Origin of the sequence: Pseudomonas sp. SC3(2021) (assembly GCF_019856535.1) — a bacterium.
Lineage (GTDB): Bacteria > Pseudomonadota > Gammaproteobacteria > Pseudomonadales > Pseudomonadaceae > Aquipseudomonas > Aquipseudomonas monsensis.
This window is the reverse complement of the sequence record NZ_CP082236.1, coordinates 1,143,779-1,165,390: the sequence shown is the minus strand read 5'-3', so window position 1 is coordinate 1,165,390 and position 21,612 is coordinate 1,143,779. Positions and strand designations below refer to the sequence as shown.

The following is a 21,612-nucleotide window of genomic DNA, read 5'->3' as shown; positions in this document are numbered from 1 at the left end:
GCCAACGGTGATGACTGCCACAAAAGGGAGCAAAAACGCGGTGATTGTCGATAAATCCGACTAGGTGCAACTTATTCGCTCGAAACTGGTTGCACCTTATTTGATTTGTTGCATAGCATTCGCGCCCTAGGTGCAACCGGGAATAACCCGGTGTACCGGCTGATGGCTTTCCTGGGGAAACATCAGTCCTAAATGCGCGGGATCCCGGATCGTCTGCCAAACGTCGTCGTTTGCGAGCGGTTCACCACCGCCGCTACATAAAAACAAAGCCAGGGCGTAACTCAATGAGCGTAAGCAATCCAACCCTGATCACGTTCGTGATCTACATCGCAGCAATGGTGCTGATCGGCCTGATGGCCTATCGCTCCACCAACAACCTTTCTGACTACATTCTTGGCGGTCGTAGCCTAGGCAGCGTCGTGACGGCTCTGTCTGCCGGTGCTTCCGACATGAGCGGCTGGTTGTTGATGGGCCTGCCGGGCGCCATTTACATGTCCGGTCTTTCCGAAAGCTGGATCGCCATCGGTCTGGTCATCGGTGCCTACCTGAACTGGCTGTTCGTTGCCGGCCGTCTGCGCGTGCAGACCGAGCACAACGGCGATGCCCTGACTCTGCCAGACTACTTCGCCAGCCGTTTTGAAGACAAAAGCGGCCTGCTGCGGATCATCTCGGCGATCGTGATTCTGGTGTTCTTCACCATCTACTGCGCTTCCGGCATCGTGGCTGGCGCCCGTCTGTTCGAAAGCACCTTCGGCATGTCCTACGAGACGGCGCTGTGGGCCGGTGCTGCGGCGACGATTGCTTACACCTTTATCGGCGGTTTCCTCGCGGTGAGCTGGACTGACACCGTACAAGCTACGCTGATGATTTTCGCCCTGCTGCTGACGCCGATCATCGTCCTGCTGGCCACGGGCGGCGTCGACACTACGTTCCTGGCCATTGAAGCTCAGGATCCAAGCAACTTCGACATGCTCAAGGGCACCACTTTCATCGGCATCATCTCGCTGATGGGCTGGGGTCTGGGCTACTTCGGTCAGCCGCACATCCTGGCGCGTTTCATGGCGGCGGATTCGGTGAAATCGATTGCCAACGCCCGTCGCATCTCCATGACCTGGATGATCCTGTGCCTGGGCGGCACCGTGGCGGTGGGCTTCTTTGGTATCGCGTACTTCTCGGCACACCCGGAAGTGGCCGGTCCCGTGACCGAGAACCACGAGCGCGTGTTCATCGAGCTGGCGAAAATTCTCTTCAATCCATGGGTGGCCGGTGTCCTGCTGTCGGCAATTCTCGCCGCGGTGATGAGCACGCTGAGCTGCCAGTTGCTGGTGTGCTCCAGCGCCCTGACCGAAGACTTCTACAAAACCTTCCTGCGTAAATCCGCCTCCCAGGTTGAACTGGTCTGGGTCGGCCGCGCCATGGTGCTGTTGGTTGCATTGATCGCGATCGCCCTGGCCGCCAACCCGGAAAACCGCGTGCTGGGCCTGGTGTCCTACGCCTGGGCCGGTTTCGGTGCTGCGTTCGGTCCGGTTGTACTGATCTCGGTGGTCTGGAAAGGCATGACCCGCGACGGCGCACTGGCCGGTATCCTGGTCGGCGCGATCACCGTGGTGGTCTGGAAGCATTTCGAACTGCTGGGTCTGTACGAAATCATCCCGGGCTTCATCTTCGCCAGCCTGGCTATCTACATCGTCAGCAAGCTCGGTTCGCCGACCACTGGCATGGTGCAGCGCTTTGAAGCGGCGGAAAAAGATTTCCACCTGAACAAGTGATGCGCTGAGCTTCGGCTCACTCAAAAACGGCCCGTTTCCTACAGGAGACGGGCCGTTTTTTATTGCCTGTGATTTTTTGCCAACGCTGAAGAAACCTGTGGGAGCTGGCTTGCCAGCGATGAGGGCGGCACATTCAGAACATTCAGTAACTGACACATCGCTATCGCTGGCAAGCCAGCTCCCACAGGGTTTTATGGTGGATTTCGGGGGTTTGTCTGTAGTTGAAGGCGCCGCTTTTTGCAGGGCTTTTCATCAATGAAAGTAGGGCAAATCTGATTTTCCAGTCACCCATTCATCACCCCTTGCCCCTCATGCAGAATCGCCCGCCCTTCATTCTGCAGAGAGACATCGGATGTTCGCGCCTGCCAATCAACCGCGTTTCACGTTGACCCTCGAAGGCGCCCAGCATGACCTCAAAGTCCTTGAGTTCACGGGCAAGGAAGCCATCAGCCAGCCCTATCGCTTCGAACTGGAACTGGTCAGCGAGCGGCCGGATCTGGACCTCGAAAGCCTGCTGCACTGTCAGGCATTTCTGAGTTTTGATGCTCAGGGCGCCGGTGTTCACGGTCAGATTTATCAGGTCGGGCAGGGCGACTCCGGGAAACGTCTGACGCGCTATCACTTGAGCCTTGTGCCGCGTCTGACGTACCTCGGGCATCGCATCAATCAGCGGGTTTTCCAGCACCAGAGCGTGCCGCAGATCGTGACGCAAATCCTCAAGGATCACGCGATCCTGCGCGATGCTTTCGAGTTTCGACTCGGCAGCGATTACCCGGTGCGTGAATATTGCGTGCAGTACGCCGAAAGCGATCTGGCGTTCATTCAGCGGCTGTGTGCCGAGGTCGGCATTCATTACCACTTTCAGCACAGCCTCGACGGACATCTGTTGGTGTTCGGCGACGATCAAGCCGTATTCCCGCGATTGGCCGAGTCAACGCTTTATCTGCCCGGTAGCGGCATGTCTGCCGGGGCGCCGGCGATCAAGCGCTTCAATGTGCGTGTGGAAACCCGTACCAGCGTGGTCACCCGGCGTGACTACAACTTCGAAAAGCCGCGCCTGCAACTGGAGAGTCGCATCGACGGCGAGCAACGCCCGGTGCTCGAGGACTACCACTTTCCCGGGCAATTCGATAATCGTGAAACCGGCAAACACCTGGCCCAGCGAGCGCTTGAAAGGCATGTCGCCGACTACCGTCAGGCCGAGGGCATCAGCGATGAATCCGCACTGGTTTGCGGACATTTCCTGCACCTCAGCGAGCACCCACGTCAGAGCTGGAATGACCTTTGGCTGCTGACCGCGATCGAGCATCGTGGGCGACAGCCGCAAGTGCTGGAGGAATCGGTAACCAGCGATGGCGAATCCTTCCAAGGCTACCGTAATACCTTTCTCGCTACGCCGTGGGATGTGTTCTTTCGCCCGGCGCTTGGCCCGGAAAAACCCCGGATGCTCGGTTATCAACCCGCCGTTGTCACGGGGCCGAAAGACACGGAAATCCACTGCGACGAGTACGGTCGGGTCAAGGTGCAACTGGCCTGGGATCGCGACGGTGAATTGAACGAGCATTCCAGTTGCTGGCTGCGCGTCGCCACCGGTTGGGCCCATGATCGTTACGGCAGCGTGCTGATTCCGCGCGTGGGCATGGAAGTGCTGGTCGGCTTCATTGATGCCGATGCCGACAAGCCCTTGGTCGTGGGCTGCCTGCCAAACGCCGCGACGCCGGTGCCGCTGGATCTGCCAGCGGACAAGACCCGCAGTGTTTTCCGCAGCCAGAGCACCCCCGGTGGCGGAGGCTACAACGAGCTGCGCATTGAAGATAAAAAAGGCGCCGAGGAAATCTACCTGCGCGCCCAGCGCAATTGGACGCAGCATGTGTTGAATGATCAACAGGTGCAGGTCGATAACCAGCGCAGCATTGTCGTCACCGGCACCGCCCGCCATGAGTTGAAGGCGGATGAGCAGCGCATCACCCACGGCCAGCGCCAGACCGAAGTGAAGCAGGACGATCATTTGAGCGTCACCGGCAGCCGCCATATCAAGGTGGCCAATCAGGCGACCAGTGCCAGCCAGCAGTTCCACGTCAGCGCCGGTCAGCAAGTGGTGATCGACGGTGGTGCGAGTGCGACGATTCAGGCCGGCGGGCAATGGATCAACATCGGCCCCGGTGGCATTTTCAGCAGCGTGCCGATTGTCGTGGGCGGCGCACCGATGGCGGCGATGAGTGCCGCACCTGTGGCGCCGGGTTTGCCGGAGAAACTGGCCGCCGCGCCGGCAGCCATGCTCACTGCCGCGCAAATCATGAGTTTTAAAGGTGATGCGCCATTCTGCGAAGAGTGTGAGCGTTGCAAGGACGGTCTCTGTGCAGCCTGATTTCCTCTTGCCTGCCGATTGGCTGGCGCGTGAACCGTTGAGCGCATCTGAGCAATTGTTCGCGGTGTTCAGCAGTGCCAGCGAGGCGAAGCCGCTCAAGGCTTGGCCAGAAGCGGCGAGTCCGATCTGGGCCGAGACGATCTATGCCGAGTGGGATGCGGTGATGCCTTACGTGGGAATTGTCGCCGCCGACAGTGAGTTTCTGCATTGGGTCGCCACCACCGAGTCGCGGGATTGGGGATGGTTGGCGGTTTCTTCGGCGAGTCTTGAGGAGGTGGTGGCGCACTTTCGCAGCCTGACCCAAGTGCTGATGCCGAGTGGCAAAACGGTGTTTTTCCGTTTTTGGGATGGGCGGTTTTTGTTACCGATCCTGCAATCCGAAGCCGTGGAGGCGGCGCAGCTGTTGCCGGTGATTTCACGCGGACTGATCAATGGTCAGGCCTTGGAAATCGGGGGGCGGGCGCCGGTTTCGGGGCGGGTGTTTCCTTGGTGGGCGGTGCCTGATTCGGTGTTGGCTTCGGCGGGTGATGAAGTCCGGGTCGGCAGCGCTGTGCAGTGGCTGAGCGAGGAGCATCCGGCATTGTTCGAGGCATTTCCCGAGGTGGTTTTGCGCTGCAAGGTTGGGCAGTTTTTTCAGAGTTCAACGTCGGAAGAATCGTCGCAATCGGCGTTGTTGGCGTATTTGCTTGCAGAGTCGGAGTGACATTTCCGGGCGAAGGCTTCGGACGTTTCCTTCGAGTTGCGGCGGTTTTCATGAACTGGTGGGCGGTGGGTTGCAGGGATAGTCTTAAAAGGTCACCGCAGATGCGGCGACAGGGTGTAGGAGCCTTGAGACTAGAAGAGTGCATAAACGTCGTTGCCCGATTTGCGGCAGTCTACGTGCGTCCGTAAGATCATTTGCGGCGGCTATGCGCGGGCACGCTTCGGCGTGGCCGAGTTCTCTGGTCTCGGTACTCCTACCCCGCGTACGGCTGCCACCCAAACCCGTAGGAGGGCGATGGTGGAAGCTCATTTCACTACCAGAGGTTCAAAAATGAAAACGCTCACACCCGATCCACCCTACGAAAAAATCATCCCCCATCCCGACAACCGCTTCATGGCACTCACCGGCAATTGCAGCGACATGCCCACCCTGTTCATCGACACCCACGTGCCTCTCGACATCCTTATGGACGCCGCCAACCATCGTCTGCGCGCCGTGATCCAGGTGCTGGAAAACATGTGCATGCGCGGCTCGGTCGAATGCGACTCCGTCATCCTCAGCGACTTCGCCCAGCTCTGCGTAATCCCCTTGCGCGACGGCTGCGATGTGCTCGATGTCATCGGCAAGCGCCTGCGCGCCGCGCCATAAAAGCAAAGCCCCTCACCCTAACCCTCTCCCAGAGGGAGAGGGGACTGACCGAGTCGTCTGGGTGATGTACGCCGACCTGCGACTTCCGCGGTGAACTTCGCCTGGCCAAGCCTGGAGGGTGGCGTTCTTTCGGGTGACTGACCGAGTCGTCTGGGTGATGTACGCCGACTTGCGACTTCCGCGGTTAACTTCGCTTGGCCAAGCCTGAGATCACGCTGATCTTTCAGGTCGATGTAACTCGCAAGATCACCACGGTCAGTCCCCTCTCCCTCCGGGAGAGGGTTAGGGTGAGGGAAAGGCTTTTGCCCACTCGGCTGCGAACCCCTGACTTGCCGCCCGGTAAAAGGTAAACTTTGCGCCCTTCGCAGGAGCAGCCATGAATTATCGTCACGCCTTCCATGCCGGCAATCACGCCGATGTGTTCAAACACCTGACCTTGACCCGCCTCATCGCCCTGATGTCGCGCAAGGAGCAGCCGTTTGCCTATCTCGACACGCACGCCGGCATCGGTCTGTATGACTTGCAGGGCGATCAGGCCAATCGCACCGGCGAATACCTGGAAGGCATTGCGCGGTTGTGGGATCAGCCGGACCTGCCGGCGCTGACCGCCGACTACATGAAGGTGCTGCACGAGATGAACCCGGATGGCCAGTTGCGCTACTACCCGGGTTCGCCGGAGCTGGCGCGGCGCCTGACCCGGCCGCAGGATCGGGTGATGCTCAACGAGAAGCACCCGGAAGACGGCGTGCTGCTCAAGGACAACATGGCCGGTGATCGCCGGGTCAAGGTTCACCTCGGCGAGGGCTGGCATGTGGCGCGGGCGATGTTGCCGGTGCAGGAAAAGCGTGCGGTGATGTTGATTGATCCGCCGTTCGAGCAGCTTGATGAAATGCAGCGCTGCGCGGCGTCGTTGAAAGAGGCGATTGGTCGCATGCGCCAGACGGTGGCGGCGATCTGGTATCCGGTGAAGGATCAGCGTGCGTTGCGTCGGTTCTATCAGGATCTGGCTGGCACCGGTGCGCCGAAGTTGCTGCGCGTGGAACTGCTGGTGCATCCGCTGGATACGCCGAACAGCCTGAACGGTTCGGGCATGGCGATTGCCAATCCGCCGTGGGGGCTGGAGGAAGAATTGCGTGAGTTGCTGCCGTGGCTGTCGAAGAAGCTGGGGCAGACCCAGGGTGGGTGGCAGATGGATTGGTTGATTGCCGAGAGTTGATCAGTTGGTTTGATGGTGTCTGATCGGACGCCTTCGCGGGCAAGCCCGCTCCCACAGGTTTAGCGCCGAATTCACAATCGCGCATCACTCTGTGGGAGCGGGCTTGCCCGCGATGCTTTCAGGGTTCAGTTCCCCGCGAGGCTCGGTGGCATGCACACACCGGTGCCACCAATCCCGCAGTAACCCTCAGGGTTTTTCGCCAGATACTGCTGGTGATACGCCTCGGCGAAGTACACGGTTGGCGCCTGTTCGATCTCGGTGCTGATCTCGCCCAGACCGGCCTTCGACAGTTCAGCCTGATACACCGCTTTGCTCTTCAGCGCCGCATCCAGATGCTCAGGCGAGGTCGCGTAGATCACCGAGCGGTACTGGGTGCCGATGTCGTTGCCCTGACGCATGCCCTGCGTCGGGTTATGCAGCTCCCAGAACATTGCCAGCAGCTCTTCGTAGCTGACTTTGGCCTTGTCATACACCACCAGCACCACTTCGGCGTGGCCGGTCAGGCCCGAGCAGACTTCTTCGTAGGTCGGGTTCGGCGTGAAACCGCCGGCATAACCCACGACCGTACTGACCACGCCTTCACGCTGCCAGAAGCGGCGCTCGGCGCCCCAGAAGCAACCCAGGCCGAAAATCGCGAAGTCGACGTCCTGGAAAAACGGGCCAAGCAGCGGGGTTTCTTCGAAGACGAAGTGTTTTTCAGGCAGGGTCATCGCGGTTTCGCGGCCGGGCAATGCTTGTTCTTTGGTCGGTAGCACGTTCTTGTTCACCAGAATTTCCGAGCGCAGAACCATGATCGTTCCTCTCAGTCAGGTTGGATGTAAAAAGTCAGACCGCCAGTGTGCCCAATGATGCCCGGTTAATCACTACCCAAAATGTGCGGGTACTCGCCCCACTGTAGGCCTTCGCCTGCTCGCGATAGCGGTATTTCAGTGACAAACAGTTGATTGACCCACCGCTATCGCGAGCAGGCGAAGGCCTACAGGGAAATGTAGAGGATTAAAGGCAGAGCGGGCCGCGCGGGTAGCGTTTGAGGGCGTGGATCAGCTCGTTGCCCGGGATCGGCCGGTCGAAGAGGTAGCCCTGGCCGACGTCGCAGCGATGACGGCGCAGGAACGCCAGTTGCTCGGCAGTCTCGATGCCTTCGGCCACGACCTTGAGCTTCAGGTTGTGGGCCATGGCGATCACCGCCGAGGTGATTTCCATGTCGTCCTGGTTGTCCGGGATTTCGTGGATGAAGCTGCGATCAATCTTGATGATGTCGATCGGGAATTTCTTCAGGTAGCTGAGCGACGAATAACCGGTACCGAAATCGTCCATGGCCAGGGTCAGGCCCAGGCGCTTGAGCTGGTCGAGCTGCAAGTGCGTGTCTTCGGTGGCTTCCAGCAGCAGGCCTTCGGTCAGCTCCAGCTCCAGCAGGTTGGCCGGCAGCGCTTCTTCCTTGAGGATGTTGGCGATCGAGGCGACCAGATCCGGATCGGAGAACTGTTTCGGTGACAGGTTGATCGCCACTTGCAGATTGCCCATGCCCGCGGCGGTCAGCGCCTTGCTCATGCGGCAGGCCTGACGGGCGATCCACTTGCCGATCGGAATGATCAAGCCGGTCTCTTCGGCGACGCTGATGAACTGGTCCGGGCGGATCATGCCGCGCTCCGGGTGATTCCAGCGCAGCAGCGCTTCCATCCCCAGCAGGCGACCGCTGCGCAGGCACAGCTTGGGCTGGTAGAACACGTCCAGCTCGTTCTGCGTCAGGGCGCGGCGCAGGTTGTTTTCGACGAACAGCTTGTAACTGGCCTCGGCGTTCAGTGCTTCGGTGAAAACCTGTACCTGATGTTTGCCATTGGCCTTGGCCTTGTGCAGGGCCAGCCCGGCGTTGCGCATCAGAGTTTGCGGGTCGCGTCCGTGCAGCGGCGCGCAGGCCAGGCCGACCGAGCCGGTGACGCTGATCAACTGGTTGTCGACGAACATCGGTTTGTCGAGGGTCATCAGCAACTGGCTGGCGATTTGTTGGCCGGCTTCAAGATCGGTGTTGTCGAGCAGTACGGCGAATTCGTTACTGGCGAACCGGGCGAGGCTGCCGCTCGGGCTCAGGCTGTTGCGCAGGCGCCGGGCGAGGCTGATCAACAGTTTGTCGCCGGTCTGGTGACCGAGGCTGTCGTTGATCCGCTTGAAGTTGTCGATGTCCACCAGCAACAGGCTGATCGGCGTATCGCTGTCCCGGGCGAAGCGTTCGTCGAGGTTGCGGATAAACGCCGGACGGTTGCCGAGGTTGGTCAGGTTGTCGGTGTAGGCCAGACGTTCGATGCGCTGCTGCGCCAGTTTGGTCTGGGTGATGTCTTCGTAGATGCCGATGTAATGGGTCAGTTCGCGGTTGTCGCCGTAGACCTTGGAGATCGAAAGCTGCCCCCAGTAGGGTTCGAGGTTTTTCCGGCGGCTCTTGAATTCGCCCTGCCAGCTGTTGCTCTTGGCCAGCGCCGAGGGCGCGTCGAACAGCAGTTCGCTGAGGTTTTCCAGAGCCGGCAGCTCCGACAGGCGCTGGCCATGGACTTCCTCGGTGGTGTACTGGGTGATCGCGGTGAAGCTGGGGTTGACGTACTCGACCACACCGTCGCAGTTGACCAGCAGAAAGGCGTTGGCGCTTTGCTCCACGGCACGCTGGAACAGGTGCAGGGCGCTGGTGGCGGTGCGGCGGTTGTGGTTGTTGATGACCTGGGCGAACTGGTCGGCCAGCTCACCGGCAAACGCAATTTCGTCGGACTGCCAGGCGCGGGTGACGCCGGTCTGTTCCAGGCACAGCACGCCAACCACCTGGCCATCGACGCGGATGCTCGCGTCGAGCATGGCGTTGACGTCGCGCGGGCGCAAGGCTTCGGCCATCTCGCGGGTGCGCGGATCACGCATCGCGTTATGGGCGTCGATGGCGCGGCTGCTGTGCAGCGCTTCCATGTAGTCGGGGAAGCTGCTGATGTCGATCACATCCGGGAGAATGTATTCCTGGGTCGCGCGGTGGTAGGCCGAAATCGGCACCAGTTGCTGGCCTTCGAGGTTCCACAGGCTGGCGCAGTCGATCTCGTAGATGTCGCAGGCGCAGCGCGTGATCAGCTCGGCGGCTTCCTGCAACGAATTGTGCGAACTGTAGCGCTGGCGGGCGAGCAGCAGAATCAGGTCTTGCTGGGCGCGCACGCGTTCGAGGTGCTGCAGTTGCTCCTGCTGGGCGCGCTGGTTCAGTTCCAAGGCGATCTGCAGGCGAGAGTTCTGGGTTTCGAGGTCGACCGAGGGCAGTGACGACGCTTCGTCGAACACATCGTCGACCGCCAGCAGATAGCCGCGCAGCAGGTGCCGATTGTGTTGTTTATAGGCTTCACCCAATTCCAGGACGCTCAGCGTGCCGGCGGCGGTGTGCAGGGTGTAGCGCACCAGATAGTGCGGGCTGGTGCCGAGCTGCTGCTGGATGGTGTCATGCAACTGATAGCGCGCTTCGGGTTCCATCAGGCTGGCGTACGGCGAGCCGACCAGTGCGCACAGTTCAACGGCCGGTTGACCGAACTGGCGCTCGCAGTTGGGGTCGAGAAACAGCATCGCCCAACTGGCTTCATTCAAGCGCTCGAAACGCAGCATGCCGAGCCGCGAGGGCACAGGCAACTGCGTCACTACCTCGGCCGCCATACGGCTGGCGGCATCGGGTTGGCTCTTCATGAAGGGAACTCGCTTGGAAATATGCTGAACGCGCCGGGCTCTCGCCCTCTTAACTGTTGCCTGCGGCAAGGTTGCATCATTGCGGCACTGACTGACAAGAGAGATGAAGGCCAAGTGCTATAAGAATGTGTCGGCCGCGCGGGGCATTTCTCCAGCGCCTCTTGTAAAAGAGCAAAGGATCGCCGCCTGCAGCAGCGCCTACAGGGGACGCCTACCCAGGTAGGCGCTGCCGCAGGCGGCGATCTTTTTCGATTTCAACGCAGTTTGATCCTGACGGATTGCAGCTTCTTGCCATCACGATCATGGTAATTGATCAAAATATGATCAGTCTCGACCACGACATGGGCGAAGTTGTCCTCGCTGACCACCGCACTGGTCAGCTCATGCCGATAATCGCCCGCTGCCGTGCGCACCAGCGGCTGATCGAGGATGAAGGTGGAGGCTTTGGCATAGGGCAGCAGCTTGCTGTTGCACAGTGGCGAGGAAACGATGGTGTGCACTTCGAAGTCAGCGTCTTCGCTGTGGCTCAGGCGTGCAGTCAGCGATCCATGCACATCGCCGGAAACAAACACGACATTTCTGATGCGCTGGGTGCGGATGGTTTCCAGCAGCCGCAGCCGCTGTTCCGGGAAGGCCTTCCAGGCATCGTCGCCATGCCGTTTGCGATCCGGGTAGAACATCACGCTGGTGACCACGAACTTGACCCGTGCCGGGCTGTTGACCAGCCACGTGAGCAACGCCTGTTCCTGCGCCTCATCCAGGATACGGCGATTATCGGCCGACAAGTTGCGGCGAGTGCGGCTGTCGGTCACGAACCATTCAATATCGCCGTCACTGAATTGATACCAGTAATGGTCAAGTTTCGAGCGGTCAACTTCGCCGTTAGTTGTCAGTGAATGTGCCGGGCTGTGACTGGCTTGATACAACTCATAGGCAGCCATGGCGTTGCGGTATAACTCATGGTCGGACTTTCCGGCGTTCGCCGGCCAGTTATCTTCGATTTCATGGTCGTCGAGCATCATGTAAGTCGACGTTCCAGACATCAGCCGTTGTATATGCGGTTGCGAGAACGCGGCGCGGTACTTGAGAAGGATGTCTTTATATTCCCGGTCGGGGGCGATCAGGTTCAGATCATCGACATAGATCTGGTCTCCGGTCATGAGTGTGGCACTGACCGGCGGTTGCGCACCTTCGATCAACTGGTTGATGGACGCGAAGATCCGGTCGCCCAATTGCGGCAGCGAAGCGATGCCGGCGGTCATGCGCAAGTAGCGGCAGGAGCCGATGATGTAGGCTCTGGGCTGCAAGGACTGGGCGGAGCGGGTGCGGAAACGATAGCTCTCACGTGGCCATTGCAGGGGCAACTCCGCCACGCTGTCGACGGTGTGTACCGGATTCATCGGGCTGAACCACATGGCCTGGTATTCGTACTCGGTATCCGCATTCAAGTTGTTGAGTGTCAGTACTTCTGACATGTCACGTAATTCGCTTAGTCTGGCGAAAGTCACGCTTGACCATTGTTGGGAATCGACAGCGCGATAACGAACTGCCGCAAATACGGTTGCATTGTTTTGATGCTCGCCGCGAATAAAGATGCGCGCATGGTTAGTTGTGACGTGGCCAATGATCGGGCCGATAGTGGGTTTGAACATGAATGAGTCCATTCGAATAAATGCTTGATAAGAATAAATAAGGCAAAGCGCGTTAGTTGGCTTTGCAGTGCCAAGATTAGTTATCTGGCGCATAAAAATATCGGCGCGAAGTGGACTCGGGTCGTAGCTGATATCAGTACAACTCGTGGGAAAAATCTTGAGGGTGGCTTTCGCCAGGCAAAAAAAAGCCCCGTCAAACTGACGGGGTTGAGGTACGAGCGTGTGGCGCTCGAAAGGGTGACGCAACAGGCCCTCCGTTGCCGGAGGGCCTGTTCGGTTACAGCAGGATGGTGCGGATGTCGCCCAGCAGGCTGCCCAGACGCTGGGTGAAGCGTGCAGCGGCAGCGCCATTGATCACGCGGTGATCGTAGGACAGCGACAGTGGCAGCATCAGTTTCGGCTGGAAGGCTTTGCCGTCCCAGACTGGCTGGATGGTGGCCTTGGAAACACCGAGGATCGCCACTTCCGGCGCGTTGACGATCGGCGTGAAGCCGGTGCCGCCAATGTGGCCGAGGCTGGAAATGGTGAAGCAGGCGCCCTGCATCTCGTCCGAAGACAGCTTCTTGGTGCGGGCTTTTTCAGCCAGCGAAGCGGCTTCTGCAGCGAGTTGCAGCAGGCTCTTCTGGTCGACGTTCTTGATGACCGGTACCAGCAGGCCATCCGGGGTGTCGACCGCGAAGCCGATGTTGACGTATTTCTTGCGAATGATCGCCTTGCCGCTTGGCGCCAGCGAACTGTTGAAGTCCGGCAGTTCCTTGAGCAGGTGCGCACAGGTCTTGAGCAGCAGCGGCAGGATGGTCAGCTTGACGCCGGCCTTCTCGGCAACGGCTTTCTGCGCCACGCGGAAGGCTTCCAGCTCGGTGATGTCCGCCGAGTCGAATTGCGTCACGTGTGGCACGTTCAGCCAGCTGCGGTGCAGGTTGGCAGCGCCGACCTGCATCAGGCGGGTCATCGGCACTTCTTCGATTTCGCCGAAGCGGCTGAAGTCCACGACCGGAATCGGCGGGATGCCCGCGCCACCGGTGGCACCGCCAGCAGCCGGCGCTTCCTTGGCCTTCTGCATCATCGCCTTGACGTAAACCTGCACGTCTTCCTTGAGGATGCGACCGTGCGGACCGCTGGCGCCAACGGCGCTCAGCTCGACGCCGAACTCACGGGCCAGTTGACGCACGGCCGGGCCGGCGTGAACTTTCGCGCCTGGCTTGGCTGGAGCAGCAACCGGAGCGGCAGCAGCAGGTGCAGCGGCAGCCGGAGCAGCAGCGGCTGGTGCTGGAGCGCTCGGTGCAGCAGCGGCAGCAGGCGCCGGTGCAGTAGCAGGCGCCGCGCCTTTGACTTTCAGCTTGAGGATCAGGTCGCCGGTACCGACTTCGTCGTCCAGCTTGATGGAAACGCTTTCCACCACGCCAGCGGCAGGCGATGGGATTTCCATGCTCGCCTTGTCGGATTCCAGGGTGATCAGCGACTGGTCGGCTTCAACGCTGTCGCCAGCCTTGACCAGCACTTCGATGATCTTGGCCTTGCCGGCCGAACCGATGTCCGGAACGTGGATGTCCTGAACGCTGTCGGCCACTGGCGCAGCCGGGGCTGCTGCAGGAGCAGGCGCAGCGGCAGCGGCTGGCGCAGCAGCTTGAGCCGGAGCGGCCGCAGCAGGGGCCGCAGCACCCGCCACTTCCAGATCCAGAATCAGGTCGCCGGTGCCGACTTCGTCGTTGAGCTTGACGCTGATGGCCTTGACCACGCCAGCGGCAGGCGACGGGATTTCCATGCTCGCCTTGTCGGATTCCAGGGTGATCAACGATTGATCAGCTTCGACGGTGTCGCCGACCTTGACCTGAATCTCGATGATCTGCGCCTTGCCCGACGAACCGATATCCGGCACGTGCACTTGCTGAACCGAAGCGGCCGCAGGGGCCGCGGCTGGTGCAGCGGCAGCAGGAGCGGCGGCTGGTTTGGCTTCAGCTTTGGCAGCCGGTGCAGCAGCAGGAGCAGGGGCCGCTTGCGCGGCGCCCTCGACTTCCAGCTCCAGCAGTTCGTCGCCTTCTTTCAGACGGTCGCCCAGCTTCACTTTCAGGCTTTTGATGACGCCGGCTTTCGGGGCGGGCACTTCCATGCTGGCCTTGTCCGATTCCAGGGTCAGGATGCTCTGGTCGGCTTCGATGCGGTCGCCGACCTTCACAAACAGTTCAATTACTTCACCTTCACCGCTGCCGATGTCAGGTACGCGAATGAGTTCGCTCACAAAATGTCTCCTCAGCAGTCCAGTGGGTTGCGTTTTTCCGGGTCGATGCCGAACTTGACGATGGCCTCGGCCACGACTTTAGGTTCGATATCACCACGGTCAGCCAGTGCTTCCAGGGCTGCCAACACCACGAAATGACGGTCGACTTCGAAGAAATGACGCAGTTTCTTGCGGCTGTCGCTGCGGCCGAAACCGTCGGTGCCCAGGACTTTGAATTCCTTGGACGGTACCCACTGACGGATCTGCTCGGCGAACAGCTTCATGTAGTCGGTCGATGCGATGACCGGACCTTTACGGCCGCTCAGGCATTCTTCGACGTAGCTCTGCTTAGGCTTCTGGCCAGGCTTCAGACGGTTGCTGCGCTCCACGGCCAGGCCGTCGCGACGCAGTTCGTTGAAGCTGGTGACGCTCCACACGTCGGCGCCGACGTTGAACTCTTCACGCAGAATCTTCGCCGCTTCACGGACTTCACGCAGGATGGTGCCGGAGCCCATCAGCTGAACGTGGTGCGCCGCGTCGCGGGTGTCTTCTTCGAGCAGGTACATGCCTTTCTTGATGCCTTCTTCGGCACCGGCCGGCATGGCTGGCTGCTGGTACGACTCGTTCATCACGGTGATGTAGTAGAAGATGTCCTGTTGTTCTTCGGTCATCTTCTTCATGCCGTCCTGAATGATCACCGCCAGCTCGTAGCCGTAGGTTGGATCGTAGGTGCGGCAGTTCGGGATGGTCGCGGCCAGCAGGTGGCTGTGACCGTCTTCGTGTTGCAGACCTTCACCGTTCAGGGTGGTACGGCCGGCGGTGCCGCCGATCAGGAAGCCACGGGTGCGGCTGTCGCCAGCGGCCCAGGCCAGGTCACCGATACGCTGGAAGCCGAACATCGAGTAGAAGATGTAGAACGGCAGCATCGGCTGGTTGTGGCTGGAGTACGAAGTACCGGCGGCGATGAACGAGCTCATGGCGCCTGCTTCGTTGATGCCTTCTTCAAGGATCTGACCTTTCTGGTCTTCCTTGTAGAACATCACCTGGTCTTTATCGACTGGCTCGTAGAGCTGGCCAACGGAGGAGTAGATGCCCAGTTGACGGAACATGCCTTCCATACCGAAGGTACGGGCTTCGTCCGGGATGATCGGAACGATGCGCGGGCCGATTTCCTTGTCCTTGACCAGTTGCGCGAGGATCCGCACGAAGGCCATGGTGGTGGAAATTTCACGGTCGCCCGAACCATCGAGGATGGCTTTCAGAGTATCCAGGTCCGGCGTCGGTACGCTGAAGCTCTGCGCGCGGCGCTGCGGAACGAAACCGCCCAGTGCAGCACGGCGCTCGCTGAGGTAGCGGGCTTCGGCGCTGTTTGGCTCTGGCTTGAAGAACGGCAGGTTCTCCAGCTCTTCGTCCTTGACCGGGATGTCGAAACGATCGCGGAACAACTTCAGGCTGTCGACATCGACTTTCTTGGTGTTGTGCGCGGTGTTCTTCGCTTCGCCGGCACCGGTGCCATAACCCTTGATGGTCTTGGCCAGGATGACGGTCGGTTGTTCTTTGTGGTTGACCGCTTCGTGGTACGCCGCATAGACCTTGTACGGGTCGTGGCCGCCACGGTTGAGTTTCCAGATCTCGTCGTCGGACAGATCGGCAACCATCGCCTTCAGTTCAGGCGTGTTGAAGAAGTGCTCGCGAACGAACGCGCCGTCTTTGGCTTTGTAGTTCTGGTACTCGCCGTCGATGACTTCGTCCATGCGACGCTGCAGGATGCCGTCGACGTCTTTGGCCAGCAGTGGGTCCCAGAAACGGCCCCAGATGACTTTGGTCACGTTCCACTGAGCACCGCGGAACACGCCTTCGAGTTCCTGGATGATCTTGCCGTTGCCGCGAACCGGGCCGTCGAGGCGCTGCAGGTTGCAGTTGATGACGAAGATCAGGTTGTCCAGCTTCTCGCGGCCGGCCAGGGAGATCGCGCCCAGGGATTCCGGCTCGTCGCACTCGCCGTCGCCCAGGAAGCACCAGACTTTCTGTTTGCCTGGCTGGATGAAACCGCGGTGTTCCAGGTACTTCATGAAGCGTGCCTGGTAGATCGCCTGGATCGGACCCAGACCCATGGATACGGTCGGGAACTGCCAGAAGTCAGGCATCAGCCAAGGGTGCGGGTAGGACGACAGGCCCTGACCGTCGACTTCCTGGCGGAAGTTGTTCATCTGGTCTTCGGTGATGCGGCCTTCCATGAATGCGCGGGCGTAAACGCCTGGCGAGGTGTGGCCCTGGAAGTAGATCAGGTCGCCGCCGTGTTCGTCGGTCGGGGCCTGGAAGAAGTAGTTGAAGCCGATGTCATACAGAGTCGCACTGGAGGCGAAGCTGGAGATGTGACCACCCAGGTCAGAATCTTTCAGGTTCGTACGCATTACCATGGCCATCGCGTTCCAGCGTACCAGCGAGCGAATGCGGCGTTCCATGAACAGGTCGCCAGGCATGCGTGCTTCGTGGGTCACGGGGATCGTGTTGCGGTAAGGCGTGGTGATGGCGTAAGGGAGCTGCGAGCCGCTGCGGGTCGCGAGTTCACCCATACGGGTCATCAGATAGTGAGCACGGTCTTCGCCTTCTTTGTCGAGAACCGATTCCAGGGCGTCCAGCCATTCCTGGGTTTCGACGGGATCGAGGTCTTGCATGGCTTGCTCCAGGGCGGAAAGGCTTCCAGAATCGGTTGCCTGAGTTTGCGACTGGCCTTGTGGGCAGACGATTTAAAATTCTTGGATTGCCGACAGGTTGTTCCGGCGGCGTGTAGTTTTACTACAAATCTTTGAGCATTTCAGCCTTTCGGATGTATAGACGAGTAGTAAAACTACAGATGAAAGGCTTGTGGCCTCCGACTGCGTTGTGAGAATAATCGTTAAGGTTGGTCGATTACCATCCGTAAAAGGTGAAACTTTGATGCTGGATGCTAAAGAAGAAGAAATTTCAGCTATTTCTAACTTTTGTTCGACAGTCCTTCGCGTAGCGGGTTTTCATCAAACACTACAAGCGGCCATTTACACGCCGATCAAGGATAGACCATGACCCTGCCCGTGCTTGCCGAACTGCCCGCCATTCTCCTGCCGTTGGTCACTCGATCCGAGCAGTCGTTCCGTACGGCCGTCGCCTCACTCGAAGACGATCACGGCTTCGCCAATTGGACGCCGGAGCGCTGGGCGCAATTCGCCCGCGTCAGTGCCGCCAGCGATTTTGTCATTGAACAGAGCGTTCGTGACCCTTTGATGTTGTTGTCGCTGGTGCAGTCCGGCGAGCTCGATCGGCCTTTCGTGCCGGGTGAACTCTGTGCACAGATTGCCGCCGCCGTGAGCGAAGCGCAGAGCGAAGACGAACTCGGTCGTGTGCTGCGTCGCCAGCGCGCGCGCCATCAAGTGCGGATTATCTGGCGTGACCTCAATCGCCAGGCCGATCTGGTGCAGACCTGTCGCGACCTCTCGGACATGGCCGACGCCACCATCGACCAGGCCTATCAATGGCTGTACAGCCGCCATTGCCAGCAGTTCGGCACGCCCACCGGCCGGCGCAGCGGGTTGCCGCAGCAAATGGTCATCCTCGGCATGGGCAAGCTCGGTGCGGTCGAGCTCAACCTGTCTTCCGACATCGACCTGATCTTCGCCTACCCCGAGGGCGGCGAAACCGTCGGGGTGAAACGCGCGCTGGATAATCAGGAGTTCTTCATTCGTCTCGGCCAGCGCCTGATCAAGGCGTTGGACCCGATGACCGTCGACGGTTTCGTGTTCCGCGTCGACATGCGCCTGCGCCCCTACGGTTCGTCCGGCGCACTGGTGCTGAGCTTCAATGCGTTGGAGCAGTATTACCAGGATCAGGGGCGCGACTGGGAGCGCTACGCGATGATCAAGGCGCGGGTGGTGGCCGGCGATCAGGTGGCGGGTGCGCAATTGCTCGACATGCTGCGGCCGTTCGTATACCGGCGTTATCTGGACTTCTCGGCGATCGAAGCGCTGCGCACCATGAAGCAGTTGATCCAGCAGGAAGTGCGGCGCAAGGGCATGGCCGACAATATCAAGCTCGGCTCCGGCGGTATCCGCGAGGTCGAGTTCATCGCCCAGGCCTTCCAGCTGATTCACGGCGGGCGTGATCTGAGCCTGCAACAGCGTCCGCTATTAAAAGTATTGAGCACACTGGAAGGGCAGGGTTATCTGCCGCCGGCGGTGATCAGCGAATTGCGCGAAGGCTACGAATTCCTGCGCTACACCGAACATGCGATTCAGGCGATTGCCGACCGCCAGACCCAGATGCTGCCGGACGGTGCGCAGGATCAGGCACGCATTGCGTTCATGCTCGGATTTGCCGACTGGGAGGCGTTCCACGAAAAGCTGATGTTCTGGCGCGGTCGCGTGGCCTGGCATTTCGCGCAAGTGATTGCCGACCCCGATGAGGAAGAAGGCGCCAGCTGTGAGGTGGTGGTGGGCGGCGAGTGGCTGCCACTGTGGGAAGAGGCGCAGGACGAAGAGGCGGCGTGCCGGCAGTTGGAGGAGGGCGGTTTCGCTGATGCGACCAAGGCCCTCAAAGCCCTCGCCAGTTTGCGCAGCAGCCCGCAGTTGCGGGCGATGCAGCGTCTGGGCCGTGAGCGGCTCGATGCCTTTATTCCGCGTCTGCTTGCGCAGGCGGTGGAGCACGACAATCCGGATCTGGTGCTCGAGCGTGTACTGCCGCTGGTTGAAGCGGTCGCCCGGCGCTCGGCTTATTTAGTGTTGCTGACGGAAAACCCCGGAGCCCTGCGACGCTTGCTGACGCTGTGCGCGGCCAGCCCGTGGATTGCCGAGCAGATCACTCGTTTCCCGCTGCTGCTCGATGAGTTGCTCAACGAAGGCCGGCTGTTCAAGCCACCGCTGGCGCCAGAACTGGCTGCCGAGTTGCGCGAGCGCCTGACGCGGATTCCCGAGGACGACCTCGAGCAGCAGATGGAAGCCCTGCGTCACTTCAAGCTCGCGCATCGCTTGCGCGTCGCCGCCTCGGAAATCGCCGGCAGTCTGCCGCTGATGAAAGTCAGCGATTACCTGACCTGGCTGGCCGAAGCGATTCTCGAGCAAGTGCTGGCGCTGGCCTGGCGCCAGACCGTGGCCAAGTACGGCACGCCGCTGCGCACCGACGGCACTTTGTGCGATCCCGGCTTCATCATTGTCGGTTACGGGAAAGTCGGCGGGCTGGAACTGGGGCATGGTTCGGACCTTGACCTGGTGTTCATCCATGACGGCGATCCGCAGGCAGAAACCGACGGGCCGAAGCCGATTGATGGCGCGCAGTTCTTTACCCGGCTGGGCCAGCGGATCATTCACCTGCTGACGGCGCAGACCAACTCCGGTCAGCTCTATGAGGTGGACATGCGCCTGCGGCCATCCGGTGCCTCGGGGTTGCTGGTCAGTTCGCTGGGTGCGTTCGAGCGCTATCAGGAAAATGAAGCCTGGACCTGGGAGCATCAGGCCCTGGTGCGCGCGCGGGTGCTGGTGGGCAGTCAGGATGTCGGCCAGGCGTTCGAGAAAGTCCGGGCGCAGGTCTTGGGCAAGGCGCGGGATCTGGCGAAGTTGCAACAGGAAGTCAGCGAGATGCGCGCGAAGATGCGTGACAACCTCGGCAGCAAGGGCACCGCGGCCGGTACTGCCGCCAATGCCTTCGAAGCCACGGCGCCGTTCGACCTCAAGCAGGACGCCGGAGGTATCGTCGATATTGAATTTATGGTGCAATACGCGGCCTTGGCGTGGTCGCACAACCACCCGCCATTGCTGCGCTGGACCGATAACATCCGCATTCTGGAAGAGCTGGAACACGAAGGGCTGATGCCTGCCGAAGATGCCAGCCTGTTGCGCGAGGCCTATAAGGCCTACCGCTCCGCCGCCCACCGGCAGGCCTTGCAGAAGGACGCCGGAGTGATTGCGGGAGACCAGTTTGCCGACGAGCGCCGGCAGGTTTTGCGGATCTGGAAAGAGTTGGGGCTAAGCTGAAACCGGTTTGTGTAGCACCCAATACCCTGTGGGGGGCGAGCATGCTCGCGAAGACGGAGTGTCAGACGACACCGATGTCGGATGTGATGGCCCCTTCGCGAGCAAGCTCGCTCCCACAGTGGATCTACAGTGTCTGTAGATCTGAAGCAGGACGAACAAACCATGTGGGAGCGAGCCTGCTCGCGATAGTGGAGTGACAGTCGACAGTCATGTTGAAGGTAATGACCCATCGCAAGCAGTGCCGCTCCCTCAGTGATTATCGAGGCGGGGAGGCGTAAATGCCTCCCCGGTTCGTTTATGGAAACCACATGAATATTCTGATCGTTGGGCCCAGTTGGGTCGGTGACATGGTGATGGCGCAGACACTGTTTCAGTGTCTCAAGCAGCGCCACCCGCAATGCCAAATCGACGTGCTGGCCCCCGAGTGGAGCCGGCCTATCCTTGAGCGCATGCCCGAAGTGCGCAAGGCCTTGAGCTTCCCGCTCGGCCACGGTGCGCTGGAATTGGCGACGCGCCGGCGCATCGGCAAATCCCTGGCCGGCCAGTACGATCAGGCGATTCTGTTGCCCAACTCGCTGAAGTCGGCACTGGTGCCGTTCTTCGCCGGGATCAAACAACGCACCGGCTGGCGCGGCGAGTTTCGCTATGGCCTGCTCAACGATGTGCGCACTCTCGACAAGGCGCGTTATCCGCTGATGATCGAGCGGTTCATGGCCCTGGCCTATGAACCGAACGCTGAACTGCCGAAACCGTATCCGCGCCCAAGCCTGCAAATCGACCCGGTGACCCGCGAATCGGCCCTGGCCAAATTCGGCCTGACCCTCGACCGCCCGGTGCTGGCCCTGTGCCCTGGCGCCGAGTTCGGCGAATCCAAGCGCTGGCCGTCCGAGCACTACGCCAAGGTCGCCGAAGCGCGCATTCGTGAAGGCTGGCAGGTGTGGCTGTTCGGTTCGAAAAACGATCATGCGGTGGGCGAAGACATCCGCGCGCGGCTGATTCCCGGCCTGCGCGAAGAGTCGGTCAACCTCAGTGGTGGTACTTCGCTGGCCGAGGCGATTGATCTGCTGTCCTGCGCCGACTCGGTGGTGTCCAACGACTCCGGCCTGATGCACGTCGCGGCGGCGCTGAACCGTCCGCTGGTGGCGGTCTACGGCTCGACCTCGCCAGGCTTCACGCCACCGCTGGCCGAACATGTCGAAATCGTCCGTCTGGGCCTGGAGTGCAGTCCGTGTTTCGACCGCACCTGCCGGTTCGGCCATTACAACTGCCTGCGCCAGCTGATGCCGGACGCGGTCAACGATGCCTTGCAGAGGTTGCAGGGCTCCGTGGTCGAGGTTCATTAA

Annotated in this window: 13 protein-coding genes; 8 read left to right on the top strand and 5 right to left on the bottom strand. The window is 60.4% G+C overall.

The genetic code is table 11. The annotated features are described in order from the left end of the window. Positions 1-284: 284 nt before the first annotated feature. From putP to K5Y35_RS05135, 5 genes are all read left to right on the top strand, one after another. Positions 285-1,769: a sodium/proline symporter PutP gene (putP, locus tag K5Y35_RS05155; RefSeq protein WP_123470792.1), complete on the top strand. Its 1,485-nt coding sequence runs from the start codon at positions 285-287 to the stop codon at positions 1,767-1,769. A gap of 352 nt (positions 1,770-2,121) precedes the next feature. After that, positions 2,122-4,137 (top strand): type VI secretion system tip protein VgrG, encoded by a 2,016-nt coding sequence (locus tag K5Y35_RS05150; protein ID WP_222833815.1) that lies wholly within the window; start codon positions 2,122-2,124, stop codon positions 4,135-4,137. Beyond that, a complete protein-coding gene (locus K5Y35_RS05145) occupies positions 4,127-4,840 on the top strand; it encodes a DUF4123 domain-containing protein (protein WP_222833814.1) in 714 nt (237 codons plus the stop codon). The genes K5Y35_RS05150 and K5Y35_RS05145 overlap by 11 nt, the downstream gene beginning before the upstream one ends. 330 nt (positions 4,841-5,170) lie before the next feature. Beyond that, on the top strand, positions 5,171-5,488 hold the full coding sequence (locus tag K5Y35_RS05140; protein WP_222833813.1) for a hypothetical protein: 318 nt from the start codon (positions 5,171-5,173) through the stop codon (positions 5,486-5,488). 376 nt (positions 5,489-5,864) lie between these two features. Further along, positions 5,865-6,704, top strand: a complete 840-nt coding sequence (locus tag K5Y35_RS05135) for a 23S rRNA (adenine(2030)-N(6))-methyltransferase RlmJ (RefSeq protein WP_007915674.1) — start codon at positions 5,865-5,867, stop codon at positions 6,702-6,704. A gap of 125 nt (positions 6,705-6,829) precedes the next feature. Here K5Y35_RS05135 and msrA read toward each other — a convergent pair whose 3' ends face one another. The 5 genes from msrA to aceE form a co-directional block, all read right to left on the bottom strand. Continuing rightward, positions 6,830-7,495: a peptide-methionine (S)-S-oxide reductase MsrA gene (gene msrA, locus K5Y35_RS05130; protein ID WP_123448336.1), complete on the bottom strand. Its 666-nt coding sequence runs from the start codon at positions 7,493-7,495 to the stop codon at positions 6,830-6,832. Between the two features lie 205 nt (positions 7,496-7,700). Beyond that, entirely contained in the window at positions 7,701-10,397 is a 2,697-nt protein-coding gene (locus tag K5Y35_RS05125; protein ID WP_123470799.1) for a putative bifunctional diguanylate cyclase/phosphodiesterase, read from the bottom strand. A 254-nt stretch (positions 10,398-10,651) separates the two neighbouring features. Beyond that, the gene (locus K5Y35_RS05120; RefSeq protein ID WP_222834439.1) at positions 10,652-12,049 is read right to left on the bottom strand and encodes an alkaline phosphatase D family protein; all 1,398 of its coding nucleotides are present in this window, start codon (positions 12,047-12,049) and stop codon (positions 10,652-10,654) included. A 277-nt stretch (positions 12,050-12,326) separates the two neighbouring features. After that, positions 12,327-14,288, bottom strand: a complete 1,962-nt coding sequence (gene aceF, locus K5Y35_RS05115) for a dihydrolipoyllysine-residue acetyltransferase (protein WP_222833812.1) — start codon at positions 14,286-14,288, stop codon at positions 12,327-12,329. 11 nt (positions 14,289-14,299) lie between these two features. Beyond that, complete coding sequence (gene aceE, locus K5Y35_RS05110; RefSeq protein ID WP_123470804.1) at positions 14,300-16,945, bottom strand: pyruvate dehydrogenase (acetyl-transferring), homodimeric type; 2,646 nt, start codon at positions 16,943-16,945, stop codon at positions 14,300-14,302. Between the two features lie 262 nt (positions 16,946-17,207). Between aceE and K5Y35_RS27790 the strand changes: the two genes are divergently transcribed. The 3 genes from K5Y35_RS27790 to waaF all read left to right on the top strand — a co-directional run bounded on the left by K5Y35_RS27790 (position 17,208) and on the right by waaF (position 21,612). Further along, positions 17,208-17,333: a hypothetical protein gene (locus tag K5Y35_RS27790; protein WP_256198919.1), complete on the top strand. Its 126-nt coding sequence runs from the start codon at positions 17,208-17,210 to the stop codon at positions 17,331-17,333. Then, the gene (gene glnE / locus K5Y35_RS05105) at positions 17,330-20,269 is read left to right on the top strand and encodes a bifunctional [glutamate--ammonia ligase]-adenylyl-L-tyrosine phosphorylase/[glutamate--ammonia-ligase] adenylyltransferase (protein WP_222833811.1); all 2,940 of its coding nucleotides are present in this window, start codon (positions 17,330-17,332) and stop codon (positions 20,267-20,269) included. The genes K5Y35_RS27790 and glnE overlap by 4 nt, the downstream gene beginning before the upstream one ends. A gap of 308 nt (positions 20,270-20,577) precedes the next feature. Further along, entirely contained in the window at positions 20,578-21,612 is a 1,035-nt protein-coding gene (waaF, locus tag K5Y35_RS05100; RefSeq protein WP_222833810.1) for a lipopolysaccharide heptosyltransferase II, read from the top strand.

What these genes read in the sequence shown, in the direction of transcription:
- putP (WP_123470792.1), top strand. Translation starts at nt 285, where the DNA reads ATGAGCGTAAGCAATCCAACCCTGATCACGTTCGTGATCTACATCGCA.
- K5Y35_RS05150 (WP_222833815.1), top strand. Translation starts at nt 2,122, where the DNA reads ATGTTCGCGCCTGCCAATCAACCGCGTTTCACGTTGACCCTCGAAGGC.
- K5Y35_RS05140 (WP_222833813.1), top strand. Translation starts at nt 5,171, where the DNA reads ATGAAAACGCTCACACCCGATCCACCCTACGAAAAAATCATCCCCCAT.
- K5Y35_RS05135 (WP_007915674.1), top strand. Translation starts at nt 5,865, where the DNA reads ATGAATTATCGTCACGCCTTCCATGCCGGCAATCACGCCGATGTGTTC.
- msrA (WP_123448336.1), bottom strand. Translation starts at nt 7,495, where the DNA reads ATGGTTCTGCGCTCGGAAATTCTGGTGAACAAGAACGTGCTACCGACC.
- K5Y35_RS05125 (WP_123470799.1), bottom strand. Translation starts at nt 10,397, where the DNA reads ATGAAGAGCCAACCCGATGCCGCCAGCCGTATGGCGGCCGAGGTAGTG.
- K5Y35_RS05120 (WP_222834439.1), bottom strand. Translation starts at nt 12,049, where the DNA reads ATGTTCAAACCCACTATCGGCCCGATCATTGGCCACGTCACAACTAAC.
- aceE (WP_123470804.1), bottom strand. Translation starts at nt 16,945, where the DNA reads ATGCAAGACCTCGATCCCGTCGAAACCCAGGAATGGCTGGACGCCCTG.
- K5Y35_RS27790 (WP_256198919.1), top strand. Translation starts at nt 17,208, where the DNA reads ATGCTGGATGCTAAAGAAGAAGAAATTTCAGCTATTTCTAACTTTTGT.
- glnE (WP_222833811.1), top strand. Translation starts at nt 17,330, where the DNA reads ATGACCCTGCCCGTGCTTGCCGAACTGCCCGCCATTCTCCTGCCGTTG.
- waaF (WP_222833810.1), top strand. Translation starts at nt 20,578, where the DNA reads ATGAATATTCTGATCGTTGGGCCCAGTTGGGTCGGTGACATGGTGATG.